Consider the following 15,280-nt stretch of genomic DNA (forward strand, 5'->3'; position numbering starts at 1 on the left):
CCCTTACGAGCAGCCGCTCGTGCCACCGCACGTGTCGCACTTGAGGCAGGTGCCGTTGCGAACCAGCGTGAAGTTTCCGCACTCGCGGCAGGCTTCACCTTCATAGCCGCGGATACGTGCCTCCGCTCTCAGATCGGATTCTCGCGTCTTCACCTGAACCTCGGCGCGCGTCACCGTCGTGCGCGAATACATCACCGATGTATCGGCCTTGAGTGCCGTTGCGCCATCGCTCATCGGGTAGAGCGCCGTATCGCCTTCCACCACCGGGAAGGACGATGAAACGACATCTTCGCTGAAGCTGTCGCGCATCTCCGCTTGGCTACGGCCACCCGATGCCAGCCGCAGGTTGCCGCGCATGAAGCCCTTCGAGACGACCTTGGTGACCTGCTCTGGCAGATCGAGGCCGAGGGTCTCGTCGGTCTCCTCGTCGGACGAGCCAAGGCCCGTCTCACCGACGATCTCGTGCGGATCGACGTGCGCCAGGTCGTGACGGCCGAGGTACGACACCGCAAGCTCACGGAAGATGTAGTCCAGTACCGACGTCGCGTTCTTGATCGTCTCGTTGCCGGTGACGAGGCCAGCCGGCTCGAAGCGCGTGAAGGTGAAGGCCTCCACGAACTCTTCCAGCGGCACGCCGTATTGCAGGCCGAGCGAGATGGCGATGGCGAAGTTGTTCATCAGCGACCGGAAGGCGGCGCCTTCTTTGTGCATGTCGATGAAGATCTCGCCCAGCTTGCCGTCCTCGTACTCGCCGGTGTGGAGGTACACCTTATGGCCGCCGACGGTGGCCTTCTGCGTGTAGCTCTTGCGGCGGTTCGGCATCCGGTCGCGCTCACGCAGCTTCGAGCGCTCGTTAGCCGACTTCAGCGAGGATTCCAGCTCGGCAACGCGCTTCGCCAGCTTCTCGGCGGCAGCAAGCGCACGCTGCAGCTGCGGCTTGTCGGCCAGCATCTGCTCGGCGGCATCTTCCTGCTCGTCGATGTCGTCGCCCAACACCTGCGCGTTGAGCGGCTGCGACAGCTTCGAGCCATCGCGGTAGAGCGCATTGGCCTTCAGTGCCAGCTTCCACGACAGCATGTAGGAAGCCTTGCAGTCCTCGACCGTCGCCTCGTTCGGCATGTTGATGGTCTTGGAGATAGCCCCCGAGATGAACGGCTGCGCCGCGGCCATCATGTAGATGTGGCTGTCGACAGAGAGATAGCGCTTGCCCTTGCGGCCGCACGGGTTGGCGCAGTCGAACACCGGCAGGTGCTCGACCTTGAGGTGCGGAGCACCTTCAAGGGTCATCGCGCCGCAAACGTGCTCGTTCGCCGCTTCGATGTCCTTCTTCGAGAAGCCGAGCCCCGTCAGCAGATCGAACGCCGGATCCTTCACCTTGTCCGCAGCGATCTTCAGCTTGGAGACGATGAAGTCCTCACCGAGCGTCCACTTGTTGAAGACGAACTTGATGTCGAATGCGCTCTCGAGGCCAGCTTCGATCTTGGCCAGCGCCTCGTCGTCGAAGCCCTTCGCGCGCAGCGTCGAAGAGTTGATGGCCGGAGCCTGGGCCAGTGAGCCGTGACCGACCGCATAGGCTTCGATCTCCGCGATCTCCGCCTCACGATAGCCGAGCGTGCGCAAAGCTTCAGGCACCGCGCGGTTGATGATCTTGAAGTAGCCGCCACCGGCGAGCTTCTTGAACTTCACCAGCGCGAAGTCGGGTTCGATGCCTGTCGTGTCGCAATCCATGACGAGGCCGATCGTGCCGGTCGGCGCGACGACGGTCGCCTGCGCATTGCGGAAGCCGTGTGCCTGTCCGAGCGCGATGGCGCGGTCCCACGCACGTTTTGCAGCGTCGATCAGCGCAACTTCCGGGCACGACTCGTGGTCCAGCGGCACCGGATTGGTCTCGAGCTTCTCATAGCCGTCCCTGAGGCCGTAGGCGGCCCGACGATGGTTGCGGATGACGCGCAGCATGTCGGCAGCGTTGGCATGATAGCCGGCGAACGGGCCGAGCTCGCGCGCCATTTCCGCCGAGGTCGCATATGCGACGCCGGTCATCACGGCCGAGATCGCACCGCAAATGGCGCGGCCGGGAGCCGAGTCGTAGCCGATGCCGCTCGCCATTAGCAGGCCGCCGATGTTGGCAAAGCCTAGTCCCAGCGTGCGGTAGCGGTAGGAAAGCTCAGCGATCTGGCGCGACGGGAATTGCGCCATCAGCACCGAGATTTCCAGAACGACGGTCCACAGCCGGCATGCGTGCTCGAAACCGGGAACATCGAACGTGCCGTCCTGCTGACGGAACGTCATCAGGTTGACGGAGGCGAGGTTGCACGCCGTGTCATCGAGGAACATGTACTCAGAGCACGGGTTCGAAGCGCGGATCGGACCCGACTTCGGGCACGTGTGCCAGTCGTTGATCGTGGTGTGGAACTGGATGCCGGGATCGGCCGAGGCCCACGCCGCAAAGCCGATCTGCTCCCAAAGATCGCGCGCCTTCAGCGTCTTGTGCGGCTTGCCCGAGAGGCGAGACTTCAATTCCCAATCGCCGTCTTCTTCGACGAGGTTCAAGAACTCGTCGGTGACGCGCACCGAGTTGTTGGAGTTCTGGCCCGACACGGTCAGATAGGCTTCAGAATCCCAATCGGTGTCGTAGGTCGAGAATTCGATGTCGCGATAGCCCTGACGCGCAAACTGGATGACGCGCAGGATGTAGTTGTTCGGCACCTCGTCGCGACGCGCTTCCTTGATGGCACGCTTCAGAGCCGGGTTCTTGACAGGATCGAAGCAGGCATCGCCATCCGCATCGCAGTTGACGCACGCCTTCATCACCGCGGCGAGCCGCTTCTGGCAGATCTTCGAGCCGGCGACGAGGGCAGCAACCTTCTGCTCCTCCTTCACCTTCCAGTTGATGTATTCCTCGATGTCCGGATGGTCGACGTCGACGACGACCATCTTTGCGGCACGGCGCGTCGTGCCGCCCGACTTGATCGCGCCGGCAGCCCGGTCGCCGATCTTCAGGAAGCTCATGAGGCCCGACGACTTGCCGCCGCCCGACAGCTTCTCGTTGGCGCCGCGCAGCTTGGAGAAGTTAGAACCAGTGCCCGAGCCGTATTTGAACAGACGCGCCTCGCGCACCCACAGGTCCATGATGCCGTTCTCGTTGACGAGATCGTCCTCGATCGACTGGATGAAGCAGGCGTGCGGCTGCGGATGCTCGTAGGCGGAAGCCGACTCCGTCAGCTTGCCCGTTTCGAAATCGACGTAGAGATGTCCCTGGCCCGGGCCATCGATGCCATACGCCCAGTGCAGACCGGTATTGAACCACTGCGGGCTGTTCGGCGCCGCCATCTGCATGGCGAGCATGTAGCGCATCTCGTCATAGAACGCATGCGCATCTTCTTCGGTGGTGAAATAGCCGCCCTTGATGCCCCAGTAGGTCCAGGTGCCGGCAAGGCGATCGAACACCTGCCGCGCGTCGCCCTCACCGCCGTAGCGCTCCTCCTTGGGCAGCTCGGCCAGTGCCTTCTCGTCGGGCACCGAGCGCCAAGCCCAGGACGGGATCTGGGTCTCCTCCACCTTCTTCAGGCGGCGAGCAACGCCTGCCTTGCGGAAGTACTTCTGCGCGAGAATGTCGGCGGCGACCTGGCTCCACTGCGCCGGCACCATGAAGCCGTCGAGACGGAACACAATCGAGCCGTCCGGGTTCTTGATCTCGCTGGTTGCGCGGCGGAATTCGATCAGGTCGTAAGGCGAGGCATCTGCAGTGGTGAAGCGCCGCGTGATCTTCATAAGTGTCCCCCGGTTGGCATGTCGGGGCGTCTACGAGAAACAAGAAAACGCCATGAGTTCTGTCAGTCGTCTGCTGTCGGCGGCAGGCATAATTCCCCGTCAGCGGAAACGCCTGTTTCCAGCGTCTTCGCCTGCCGCTTACGCGTTGTTTGGAGTGGGTCGTACGGACCCGGTACTGGTGGGCAACAAGAGCATTGGGGCGGGCCGCCACCCCATGTCCGTCGCGTCGATGCCAAAGCTGGCTCGATTCGTCGGATGCGTCTACCAGTAGTAGGGTTGCTGCCACATCGGCAATAGCGACACACAAGATGTAGATAGCCGCTCAAGTAAGCGCTGGGTAAGTCGGGGATTTCCTGTGGGGCGCTGTGCCCGGAACCTGGCCTAAGGCCTTGGAAATAAAGAGCCGGCGCGGGTGTTGAGAACGGCTGCCGCGAAATGGCGTCTAAACGCCAAGCTAGGGCGATTCCAGGGGCGGCAGACACCAGCGCGACCTTCGTTGCATATCAGGTGTGGCGCATCTGCCTCTGCTGGCTGGATCGGGTGGCCGCATTGCCGTTTGGGGCGAGATCGGCCATGTTGCGGCAGCGAAACAGCGGGCACGGGCAATGGGAATTTTCAGCGAGATCTTCTGCTGGTGGGGTGGCAACACCTGGGGCACGCGCCTGACGATCTGGCGCCAGGGGCGCCTCGTCGGCAAAGACGAGTTCGGCAACCGCTACTATGAGCAGCGGAAGGGCACAGGACCGCTCGATCGCCCGCGCCGCTGGGTCACCTACACGGGCATCTCCGAGGCCTCGAAGGTACCTCCCGGCTGGTACGGCTGGCTGCACTACATGGTCGACACGCCACCGACCGAAGAGAACTACGTCCCCCGGCCCTGGCAGCGCCCGCACCTCCCGAACGAGACCGGCACGCCCAACGCCTATCGTCCACCGGGCTCTATTCTGGCCACCGGCGCCCGCCCCAAGGCGACTGGCGACTACAAGCCCTGGCGCCCAGAAGCGTGACGTTTAGCGTGACGTTTGGTGTGAGGCCTATCGCCAAAGCTCTCCGGCTCCCCATTTCGGCCCCACTCGCGCGCGAGGGAAAGGCAGAGCAGGGAGCCGCACAGCAGCGCGGCACAGCAAGCATGGCGTCCATTACCGCAGCAAGGCATGCGCGCCGCGCCATGATCATGGCAGCGGCCGGAGTGACGCTCGCAGTTGCCGTCCCCGCGCAGGCTGACCGTATCGAGAACGGTGTCGCCATTTTCTCGGCCCTCGACAAGGTCACGGCGCGTACCTCCAAGTTCGAGGTCCCGCTCAACACCACGGTGCAGTTCGGTGCGCTCAAGGTCACGCCGCGCGTGTGCTATTCGCGCCCACCCGAAGAGCAACCGAAGACGACGTCGTTCGTCGAGGTGGACGAGATACAACTCGACGGTCAGGAAAAGCGCATTTTCACCGGCTGGATGTTTGCCGAAAGCCCCGGCATCAACGCCGTCGAGCATCCCGTCTTCGACGTGTGGCTGACGGCGTGCGAGAAGCCAAAAGGCACGATCGCACAGCGCGCCAATCCCGATGATCCCAACGCGCCTGCCGCGGATGCACCGGCCATGCCCGAGGAAGATCCGTTCGCACCCCGCCGTCGCGTGCGTCGCTGATTGCGCCGCGTGCGGGCGCACTTTCTCTCAAATTTTCCCTGTTTCCATGTCGCGCACCTCATCGCGCGCTTACCGGCATCCGCAGTTCGGCTGGAAGACTAGCCACGGCACCGCCACTCTCGCTCCCTCACAAGGAAAAAAGAGAACGGAGTGCTGCTCATGTTTCCAAAGCTAGTCCTTTCGCTCGGGCTACTGCTTGCCGCTGGAGCGTTCATCGCTCAGCCCGCATCTGCAAAGATCAAGGTCGACGCCGCGCTGATGAAGTCGCTCGATCCTGACAACGACGGCACCGTCGATATGAACGAAGCCAAGGCCGCCGCCACTGCCGAGTTCAAGAGGCTCGACAAGGACAACGACGGCACGCTCGACGCCAAGGAGTTGAAGGGCCGCATCGACAAGTCCGCCATCAAGAAGGCCGATCCCGATAACGACGGTACGCTCGACCTCAACGAGTACACCGCCATTGTCGAGAAGGACTTCAAGGCCGCCGATCCCGATAACGACGGCACGCTCAGCGAAGCCGAGCTCAAGTCTAAGAAGGGTCAGAAGTTCTTGAAGCTCGTGTGATCGCGCTGGGTCACCGGGCAAGCGCGGGCCGGAGCAATTTCGGCCCGCCCATCTTTCAGGCTTCGCTGATCATCGCCGCGGCGCGCGGTGCAAAGTAGGTGAGGATGCCCGAAGCGCCCGCGCGCTTGAAAGCGAGCAGGCTCTCCATCATCACTGCATCGCCATCGAGCCAGCCGGCCTGCGCAGCCGCTTGCAGCATCGCGTACTCGCCCGACACCTGGTAGGCGAACGTCGGCACGCGAAACGTCTCTGACACCCGCCGCACGATGTCGAGATACGCCATGCCGGGTTTCACCATGATGAGATCGGCGCCCTCGGCAAGATCGAGCGCCACTTCGCGCAGCGCTTCATCGGTGTTGGCGGGATCCATCTGGTATGAGCGCTTGTCGCGCTTCTTCTGCGATGATGCGAGCGTGACAGAAGATCCGACAGCATCCCGGAACGGTCCGTAGAAAGCTGACGCGTATTTCGCGGCATAAGCCATGATCAGCGTGTTGGCGTAGCCGCTCTCTTCCAGCGCAACACGGATTGCGCCGACACGGCCATCCATCATGTCGGATGGCGCCAGAATGTCTGCGCCTGCCTCTGCCTGTACCAGCGACTGGCGCACCAGCGCTTCGATTGTCTCGTCGTTGACGATCTCGTCGTCGCGCATCAATCCATCATGGCCGTGTGTCGTATAAGGATCGAGCGCAACGTCCAGCACGATGCCGATATCGAGACCAGCCTCCTTCACCGCGCGCGTTGCCCGGCAGACGAGGTTCTCGGGATTGAAAGCCTCGCGTCCATCGTCGGAGCGCAGCTTCGGCTCGGTATTGGGGAATAATGCGATCGCCGGAATGCCGAGTCCCATGGCCTGCTCGGCCGCCGCGACGATGTTGTCGACCGAAAGCCGATCCACACCAGGCATCGAAGCGATCGGTACGCGCTTGTTGCTTCCCTCAATGACGAACAGCGGCCAGATCAGATCATCGACGGTCAGCCGGTGCTCGGCGACCAGCCGGCGCGACCATCGCGTCGACCGCGCGCGGCGAAGTCGGATGCTGGGAAAGGCCCCGAGTGCGCCACCGCCTTCGGCGGCATTCGAGCGGCGGGCTGTCGTGTCGAGTTGCTGAGCAGGGGGGCGCGGTTTCATGGGGTCTCATCCGAGGCGGCCAATCCGGGGCAACCTGCTGCAACTCAACGCAACAGGCCGGCTTTGGCAAGCGAAGCACCGCTTCTGGCGACGTCTACTTAGTCGCAGATCTTCTTAATCTTTCGCTCCGCCATGTCGACGTGGAAGTGATTGCGATGCATCTCGTTGGCTTCCGGGCCGAGCGTGGTGCCGAAGATGCGGCAGGCAGCCGCGTGAGCCCCGCGCAGGAAGCCGGTCTGGGCAGGGTCAGGAGGGGAGGACAACGCTGCAAGCGCTGCCTTGCTCAGCTTGATCGGCTTGGTGCCCGCCGTCGCAACGGACTGCTTCGGCGCCTTCTCCGTCCCGGGGAACTTGTCCGCGGGGCCGCCGAGCCGTGCGGCCTTCTGATGCTGATTGACGCCGCCGGGCAGGATAGCCGCCACCATGTCGTTGCCGTCGAGGCGCGAAGGCTTGAGGATCCTCTCGCGGTCGGCAGATGGCGCGGTGCCGCTGGGCTCGGTGGCCCTCGCCTTCGCCGCTTCGGCGAGGGCGAGCTGCTGCTCTTTGATCAGCTTGGCTTTGGCGAGGTCCCGCTCTGTAGCGCCCCAGCCGGTCAGGACGGCAACCTGCCGCCCTTTGTCGGTTTCGAAGCCCCGAATATCAAGTGCATCGACGTAGGCGTGCTGGCTGAGTTTCTTTCCGATGCGACCAAGCGCAGTGCGGCAAGAATAGTCGCTCATCACCCCGATTTTGGTGATGCGCCCGCCGAGTTGACGGCGCGCAAGGGGTTGCAAATCGCGCGTGATCCACTGATTGAGCGGGGCGACCATGCCGCAATTGATGAGTGCGGCAGGCTCGAACGTGACGTTTGACAACTTGCTCAGCCGGATAGGGGCCGGATCGCCGCAGTCGCCTTCCTTGATGGGGGTCTCGTAGGTGTAAACGGCTGCCATATGCTTCAGCGCGGCAACGCAGCGCGACTTGGCCGCGGCGATTTCGGCCGCGCTCCAGACGTCGGCCGGCGGGGCAGCAGCAGCTTTCGCATCCTTGCGCTCTGGCAGCGGAGGGACTGGCGCCGGCTCGACCTTCGGTGCGGGCTGCTTTGCAATGGCGGGGTTCAGATACCCCGCAAGCACACCAAGCGCCACCATCAGCCCTGCACCGAATCGCAACATATCTCGCGTCTCCACCGTTCAAGGGTGTGGCACGGCTTCTTCGGCCAAGGAAAAAGCGAATCAACCGCGCAAAGTTTCTTCGTAATCGCCTCCAGTGTATAGGGGATTCAGTCCGATTGATGATGAGGCGCCGCAAGTGCCCTCCCGCAGAGAAGAAAGTTGTGAACACGTGACGTCCAACACGCAGATGCAGGCCGAAGGATCGGTGGAAGCGGCTCCAGAGGAGTTGCTGATCGAGGCCAAAGGGTCATGTGGCCTGGTCACGCTGAACCGGCCGCGCGCGCTCAACGCGCTCAACACCGCCATGCGCGCCAAGCTTTCCGAGGCGTTTCCGCGCTTTGCACGCGAGGCGCAAACGTATTGCGTCGTCGTTCAGTCGGCTGGAGACAGGGCGTTCTGTGCGGGCGGCGACGTGCGCGAGATCGTCGGCTGGGGACGAGACGACCGCGAGCGGGCCCGCCGCGCCTTCAAGGATGAATACGCGCTCAACTGGCTGCACGAGTGCTTCTCCAAGCCGACCATCTCGCTGATCGATGGTGCTGTGATGGGCTCGGGCGTCGGCATCACTTTGTTTGGCACTCATCGCGTTGCCGGGGAGCGTTACCGCTTCGCCATGCCCGAGACCGCCATCGGCCTCTTCCCTGATGTCGGCGTCGCCTGGGCGCTGTCGCGCATGCCCAACGCCATCGGCATGTACCTCGGGCTGACCGGCCGCGCGATTGGGGCCGCCGACGCCTATGCGCTGGGACTGCTGACGCACTGCATCCCTGCCGCGCGCTTCGATGAGATCAAGACAGCACTCGCCGACACTTGGCCCGTCGACACAGTGCTCGACGAGCGCCACGTCGATCCCGGACCTGGCGAGCTCGAGCCATATGCTTCGCTTATCGAGACAAGCTTCTCCGCCGACACCGTCGAAGAAATCATCGAACGGCTTTCTGCCGTGACGGGATCGCAAAATGAATGGGCGAGTGCCGTCGTTACCGATCTTCTCTCGCGCTCGCCAACATCTCTGAAGATTACACACCGGCACATTCGCGATGCACACACGCTCGATCTTCGCCAAACCTTATGCGTCGATTATCGCCTCGCCTGCCGATTCCTCGATGCGCATGATTTTTACGAGGGCGTGCGCGCCGTTCTTGTCGACAAGGACGGCCATCCGAAGTGGCATCCAGCGGCCATCTCTGATGTGACAGCGCAGATGGTGGACGATTATTTTGTGCCCATGGGGCCGGATGAGATGGTGTTGCCAACAAGGCCGGAAATGCAGGCTGCACGGGTATAATCGGCCGCGCGGTTCGCTGAATAAAGTGTTCCGCGCACCCCCGACTACTATTCTTTTACTATGACTATTTAGGTGACTTTTAGTTTTATGCCCTACCTGTTGGCATAACCCGGAAAAAACAAAATTCCCCGGGATCGGCGTCAAACAGTGTGAGGCTAGTTATGAGTGTTGCGCTCGATGTGGCGCGCCATCGTGCGCCAGTTCAGACAGACAGCTTCCGATCGGAATATTTGCAAGCACTGCGCCTCGTCGAAAGGCTGCACCGTTTGCTGCTCGACGTGATCAAGGACGAGTTTGATCGTCTTGGTGGCGCCGACCTCAACAGCGTACAGGCGCTGCTGCTTTACAACATCGGTGATAGCGAGCTGACCGCAGGCGAACTCAAGACGCGCGGTTACTACCTCGGCTCGAACGTCTCGTACAATCTGAAGAAGCTCGTCGACATGGGCTATCTTCACTACAAGCGTTCGGAAACCGACCGCCGCTCTGTCCGCGTGAGCTTGACCGAAAAGGGCAAGGAAGCATGCGAAGTCGTGCAGAAGCTCTACCAGCGCCAGCTCGGTTCTGTTGAGACCGTGGGCGAGGTCACGGAAGAGGACTTCCGCAACCTCAACAAGGCGCTCGTTCGACTTGAGCGCTTCTGGTCCGATCAGATTCGCTATCGCCTCTGATTGCTGCTTCGCAGCAAAGCGACGATTGTCAAAGAGGAGTTGCGGTGTGCCGCGGCTCCTCTTCGCATATTAAGCCCCTTTCGCTCTCCTTGCCGCGCATCGCTTGCCTTCCTCGCGGACCCCGGCTTACGTTCGCGCACGCGGGCCGCGAACGTCTCCAGATGCAGCGTGGTTGGACTTCGCAGCGCCCACAAGACGATGACGCCGTTGTCATAAACGGGAGGGCTGTCGTGAGCTCGATGTGGGGGAAGCTGGCCGCTGTTGCGGCCGCAAGCGCGGGGCTGTTGGCGATTGCCGCCCCCGGAGTGGCGCAGGATTTTCTGCGCTTCGGCCCGGTAGGCGAGGGGCCCGGCCAATATAATAGAACCTACGACCGCAGCTTTGTTCGCGAGTGGCAGTCGAACCCGCCCAAGGGCTATCCGACGCTGTCGAAAGCCAATCTCGCTCCAACCAAGGCGGCGATCGCCCACTACGAGGAGATTGTCGCCCGCGGCGGCTTCCCGCTTATGCCTGACGTCGAACTCGAGCAGGGCTCGTCCGATCCGGCCGTCGCCGTTTTGCGTCGCCGCCTGACACGCTCTGGCGACCTGAACTCGGACACCAACTATCCCGAGCACTTCGGCTCCGATCTCGACACGGCCGTGAAGCGCTTCCAGGCCTCGAATGGCCTCGCCCCGACGGGCGTCGTCGACAAACGCACCATCGCCGCCCTCAACGTCCCCTCCGAGGTGCGCCTGGCTCAGTTGAAGGCCAACCTTGCCCGCCTCACCGACCTGACGAAGCTTGTCGGCAAGCGCTATGTGCTCGTTAATATCCCCGCCGCGCATGTCGAGGCGGTGGAGAACAATGCCGTGGTGGCGCGATACTCGGGCGTCGTCGGAAAACCCGACCGTCCAACTCCGCTTTTGCGCTCGACGATCACCGACCTCGCCTTCAACCCGGCTTGGACGCTGCCGCCCACGGTCATCAAGGAGGACCTGATCCCCAAGGGCCGCGACATGCAGAAGTCGGGCGGCAACGTGCTCCTGAAGTTCGGCATCGACGCCTACCAGGGTGGCAAGAAGCTCAACCCAGAATCGATCGACTGGAATTCCTCGCAGCCGTTTTCGCTTTCGTATCGGCAGGCGTCTGGAAAGGACAACCCGCTCGGCTTTCTGAAGATCAACTTCGCCAACTCGAGTTCCGTCTACATGCACGACAGCCCGAAGGAGTCGCTGTTCGGTCGTAATTTCCGAGCGGCCAGCTCGGGATGTGTCCGCGTGCAAAACATCGAGCAACTTGCCGCATGGCTCCTCGCCGGTCAGGGCACGCCTGAACAGGTGGCGCATCTCAAGGAGTCCGGTGAGACGAAGTTCGTCCGTCTGCGTCGGCCCGTGCCGCTCTTTTTTGCATACGTGACTGCCTGGGCGACGCCTGACGGAGTTACGCAGTTCCGCCCGGATATTTACCTAAAGGACGGCGTGGGCGACGTCGCATCTGCGTATTAGATGTCGCGGTGCACGGTTGACCGGCATCAAGGCTTCGTGCTTGGAGATCGGTGAATTTCGCGTTGTCATCTTGATTGGTCGCGCGACAATAGACACGTTGCTCGCCAGGGATTACCGGGCGATGATAACGAAAAATATGCCTAGGGGAGTGAAAGTCGCCTGATGGACTATGCAAAGCAGTTCAGGGATGCGCTCGACGCCATTCATCGTGAAGGCCGGTATCGCGTATTCGCCGATCTGAAGCGCCGCCGCGGCAACTATCCTGCAGCCGACCACTTCGTTGAGGCAGAAGCCGCGCGCCCCATCACCGTCTGGTGCTCTAACGACTATCTCGGCATGGGCCAGCATCCGGCTGTTCTCGCCGCCATGCACGAGGCTATCGATACGGTCGGCGCCGGCTCCGGCGGCACCCGCAACATTTCTGGCACCACGCACTATCACGTGCAGCTCGAAGCCGAGCTTGCCGACCTGCACGGCAAGGAAGCCGCGCTGCTGTTCACCTCGGCTTACGTCGCCAACGATTCCACGCTCGCCACGCTTGCCCAGCTCCTGCCCGGCGCTGTCATCTTCTCCGACGTCAAGAACCACGCCTCGATGATCGCCGGCATCCGCCATGGCGGTGGCCCCAAGCACATCTGGCGCCACAACGACATCGAAGACCTCGAGGCGCAGCTCAAGCAATACGACCGCGCCACGCCGAAGATCATCGCCTTCGAGAGCGTCTACTCGATGGACGGCCACATCGCCCCCATCGGCGCGATCTGCGACCTCGCCGAGAAATACGGCGCCATGACCTACCTCGACGAAGTCCACGCCGTCGGCCTTTACGGGCCCCGCGGCGCCGGCATCGCCGAGCGCGACGGCGTCATGCACCGCGTCGACATCATCAACGGCACGCTCGCCAAGGGCTTCGGCGTCATGGGCGGCTACATTGCCGCCTCGCGCGATTGCTGCGATGCCATCCGCTCGTACGCTGCCGGCTTCATCTTCACCACCTCGCTGGCACCGGCCATCGCAGCAGGTGCTCTGGCCAGCATCCGCCACCTGAAGTCGAGCCAGATCGAGCGCGCGCAACTTCAGGAGCGTGCCGCCGAGGTCAAGGGCCGCCTCACCGACGCTGGCCTGCCGGTCATGCAGTCGCCGAGCCATATCGTGCCCGTCGCCATCGGCGATCCGGTGCACTGCAAGGCCGTAACCGACGCGCTCCTCGAGCACTACGCGATCTATGCTCAGCCCATTAATTATCCGACGGTGCCCCGCGGCACCGAGCGGATCAGGCTGACGCCTTCGCCGGTGCACAATGAAGCCCAGGTCGAACAGCTCATCAGCGCGCTGACAGAGCTCTGGCAGGCTTGCCCGGTCGCCAAAGGCGAGTACGTACGGTTGGCGGCGGAATAAGGCCGGCTGCGCGCTTCGGCGCACCCCGCAAAAACCGCTAGTTGGAAGCCGCGAGAAGCTGTACGGGTTGAGCCCGGCGCGGCGCCCTCCTACTATGGTACGAGACTGCAGGCAGCCCGCCCGCCCGCATGCCACCCATTCATCCGTCCGAGAAGCAAGGATAACACGAATGTTGAACGCTAAGGCTGAGCCCTCAAAGAGCGGATTTTTCTCCGCCACCCTGAGCGAGAGCGATCCTGAAATCGCCGATGCCATCAAGAACGAGCTGGGCCGGCAGCAGCATGAGATCGAGCTGATCGCCTCCGAGAACATCGTTTCCAAGGCCGTGCTCGAAGCCGCCGGCAGCGTGCTGACCAACAAGTACGCCGAAGGCTACCCCGGCAAGCGCTACTACGGTGGCTGCCAGTACGTTGACGTCGTCGAGCAACTCGCCATCGATCGCGCCAAGAAGCTGTTTGGCTGCGGCTTCGCCAACGTGCAGCCGAACTCGGGCAGCCAGGCCAACCAGGGCGTGTTCAACGCACTCGCGCAGCCGGGCGACACCATCCTCGGCCTCAGCCTCGCCCACGGTGGCCATCTCACGCATGGCTCGCCCGTCAACCAGTCTGGCAAGTGGTTCAAGCCGGTGTCGTACATGGTGCGCCCCGACACGCACCGCATCGACATGGACGAAGTCTACAAGCTCGCGCTCGAGCACAAGCCGCGCATCATCATCGCCGGCGGCTCGGCCTATCCGCGCCACATCGAGTTCGCTGAGTTCCGCGCCATCGCCAACGAGGTCGGCGCCTACCTCATGGTCGACATGGCCCACTTCGCAGGCCTCGTCGCCGGTGGCCAGCATCCCAGCCCCTTCCCGCACGCGCACGTCGTCACCACGACGACGCATAAGACCCTGCGCGGCCCGCGCGGCGGCATGATCCTCACCAACGACGAGGACATCGCCAAGAAGATCAACTCGGCGATCTTCCCTGGCATCCAGGGCGGCCCGCTGATGCACGCCATCGCCGGTAAGGCGGTTGCGTTCGGCGAGGCCCTGCGTCCCGAGTTCAAGATCTACGCGAAGAATGTGATCGAGAACGCCAAGGCGATGGGCGAAGTGCTGGTGAACAACGGCTTTGCCCTCGTTTCCGGCGGCACCGACACGCACTTGATCCTGCTTGATCTGCGCCCGAAGAAGCTGACCGGCAACGTCTCCGAGAAGGCCCTCGGCCGCGCCAACATCACCACCAACAAGAACGGCGTGCCGTTCGACCCGGAGAAGCCGATGGTCACCTCGGGTGTCCGCCTCGGCGCCCCGGCTGGCACCACGCGCGGCTTCGGCGTCGCCGAGTTCCAGGAAGTCGGTCGCATGATCTCCGAGGTTCTCGACGGTCTCGCCAAGAACGGCGAAGCTGGCAACGGCGCCGTCGAAGAGAAGGTGAAGGCCCAGGCCATCGCCCTCTGCGAGCGCTTCCCGATCTACTGAGATCGGCGCAATTAAAAAGGCCGGCTGCAGGATCTCTCCGCAGCCGGCCTTTTGCTTTTCTGAATCGATTACGCAGCCTGGCGCTGCGCCGCCCCGCTCGCCCAGCGGGCCGCCACTTCGGCGATACGCTGACCGAACAGTTCTGCCGTGTGCCGGTCACTACGCGGAGGCGTAACATCGGGGCCCTGGTCGGCATTGGATTGCGTCATCAGACCGAGGAACGCGCCGAGGCGATTGTCGTCCTCCACCGAGCCAGCGCTCGAATTGTTTCCGGGCAGCATGCTGTTGCCGGCCCAGATCATGCCGTGCTGCGCAGCAAAGACGGAGAACTGCTCCAGCGTCGATAGCTTATCGCCCGACTGGCTGGCAGAGTTGGTGAAGCCTGCGGCGACCTTGTCTTTCCAGCCGCGCGCATACCAGACCTTCGACGACGCATCCATGAACTGCTTCATGACAGCGGACGCCGAGCCCATATATGTCGGCGCGCCGAAAATGATCGCGTCGGCCTGGGCAAGCTCGGCCCACGGGCCGGTGTCGGGCGAGGAAAGCTCGTCTGCCTTGATCAGCTTGACGGTTGCCCCGGGAACCGCCCCGGCTCCCTTGGCAACGTGCTCGGCGACGACGGCGGTGTGCCCGAAGCCTGAATGATAGACGATTGCAATTCTAGCCATGACCCGTGCTCCAGTTGGTTGAAATCCCTGT

At 62.8% G+C, this 15,280-nt stretch carries 12 protein-coding genes; 8 read left to right on the forward strand and 4 right to left on the reverse strand.

Features of this window, described 5'->3' with window-relative positions; all coding sequences use genetic code 11:
* Positions 1-3: 3 nt before the first annotated feature.
* The gene (locus ACP15D_RS17950) at positions 4-3,771 is read right to left on the reverse strand and encodes a vitamin B12-dependent ribonucleotide reductase (protein WP_424958783.1); all 3,768 of its coding nucleotides are present in this window, start codon (positions 3,769-3,771) and stop codon (positions 4-6) included.
* A gap of 605 nt (positions 3,772-4,376) precedes the next feature.
* Between ACP15D_RS17950 and ACP15D_RS17955 the strand changes: the two genes are divergently transcribed.
* The 3 genes from ACP15D_RS17955 to ACP15D_RS17965 all read left to right on the forward strand — a co-directional run bounded on the left by ACP15D_RS17955 (position 4,377) and on the right by ACP15D_RS17965 (position 5,980).
* A complete protein-coding gene (locus ACP15D_RS17955; protein WP_424959267.1) occupies positions 4,377-4,778 on the forward strand; it encodes an NADH:ubiquinone oxidoreductase subunit NDUFA12 in 402 nt (133 codons plus the stop codon).
* A 122-nt stretch (positions 4,779-4,900) separates the two neighbouring features.
* Positions 4,901-5,413: a DUF2155 domain-containing protein gene (locus tag ACP15D_RS17960; RefSeq protein WP_424958784.1), complete on the forward strand. Its 513-nt coding sequence runs from the start codon at positions 4,901-4,903 to the stop codon at positions 5,411-5,413.
* A gap of 159 nt (positions 5,414-5,572) precedes the next feature.
* Positions 5,573-5,980 carry an EF-hand domain-containing protein gene (locus ACP15D_RS17965; RefSeq protein WP_424958785.1) on the forward strand — a complete coding sequence of 136 codons (408 nt, stop codon included), beginning with the start codon at positions 5,573-5,575 and terminating at the stop codon, positions 5,978-5,980.
* Positions 5,981-6,035: 55 nt separating this feature from the next.
* On the opposite strand, the gene hemB is transcribed toward ACP15D_RS17965, so the two are convergent.
* A complete protein-coding gene (gene hemB, locus ACP15D_RS17970) occupies positions 6,036-7,115 on the reverse strand; it encodes a porphobilinogen synthase (RefSeq protein WP_424958786.1) in 1,080 nt (359 codons plus the stop codon).
* A gap of 98 nt (positions 7,116-7,213) precedes the next feature.
* Positions 7,214-8,269, reverse strand: a complete 1,056-nt coding sequence (locus ACP15D_RS17975; protein WP_424958787.1) for an extensin family protein — start codon at positions 8,267-8,269, stop codon at positions 7,214-7,216.
* A 169-nt stretch (positions 8,270-8,438) separates the two neighbouring features.
* On the opposite strand from ACP15D_RS17975, the gene ACP15D_RS17980 reads away from it, so the two are divergent.
* The 5 genes from ACP15D_RS17980 (at position 8,439) to glyA (ending at position 14,578) form a co-directional block, all read left to right on the forward strand.
* Entirely contained in the window at positions 8,439-9,557 is a 1,119-nt protein-coding gene (locus ACP15D_RS17980; RefSeq protein ID WP_424958788.1) for an enoyl-CoA hydratase/isomerase family protein, read from the forward strand.
* Between the two features lie 161 nt (positions 9,558-9,718).
* Positions 9,719-10,228 (forward strand): transcriptional regulator LdtR, encoded by a 510-nt coding sequence (ldtR, locus tag ACP15D_RS17985; protein ID WP_072375971.1) that lies wholly within the window; start codon positions 9,719-9,721, stop codon positions 10,226-10,228.
* A 239-nt stretch (positions 10,229-10,467) separates the two neighbouring features.
* Positions 10,468-11,715, forward strand: coding sequence for a L,D-transpeptidase family protein (locus ACP15D_RS17990; protein WP_424959268.1), 1,248 nt, complete (start codon positions 10,468-10,470; stop codon positions 11,713-11,715).
* A 162-nt stretch (positions 11,716-11,877) separates the two neighbouring features.
* Positions 11,878-13,113: a 5-aminolevulinate synthase gene (gene hemA, locus ACP15D_RS17995; RefSeq protein ID WP_424958789.1), complete on the forward strand. Its 1,236-nt coding sequence runs from the start codon at positions 11,878-11,880 to the stop codon at positions 13,111-13,113.
* A 169-nt stretch (positions 13,114-13,282) separates the two neighbouring features.
* The gene (gene glyA, locus ACP15D_RS18000) at positions 13,283-14,578 is read left to right on the forward strand and encodes a serine hydroxymethyltransferase (RefSeq protein ID WP_424958790.1); all 1,296 of its coding nucleotides are present in this window, start codon (positions 13,283-13,285) and stop codon (positions 14,576-14,578) included.
* Positions 14,579-14,646: 68 nt separating this feature from the next.
* On the opposite strand, the gene ACP15D_RS18005 is transcribed toward glyA, so the two are convergent.
* Positions 14,647-15,249, reverse strand: a complete 603-nt coding sequence (locus ACP15D_RS18005) for a flavodoxin family protein (protein WP_424958791.1) — start codon at positions 15,247-15,249, stop codon at positions 14,647-14,649.
* Positions 15,250-15,280 lie beyond the last annotated feature (31 nt).

Origin of the sequence: Hyphomicrobium sp. 1Nfss2.1, assembly GCF_965243865.1 — a bacterium.
Classification (GTDB): Bacteria; Pseudomonadota; Alphaproteobacteria; order Rhizobiales; family Hyphomicrobiaceae; genus Hyphomicrobium_A.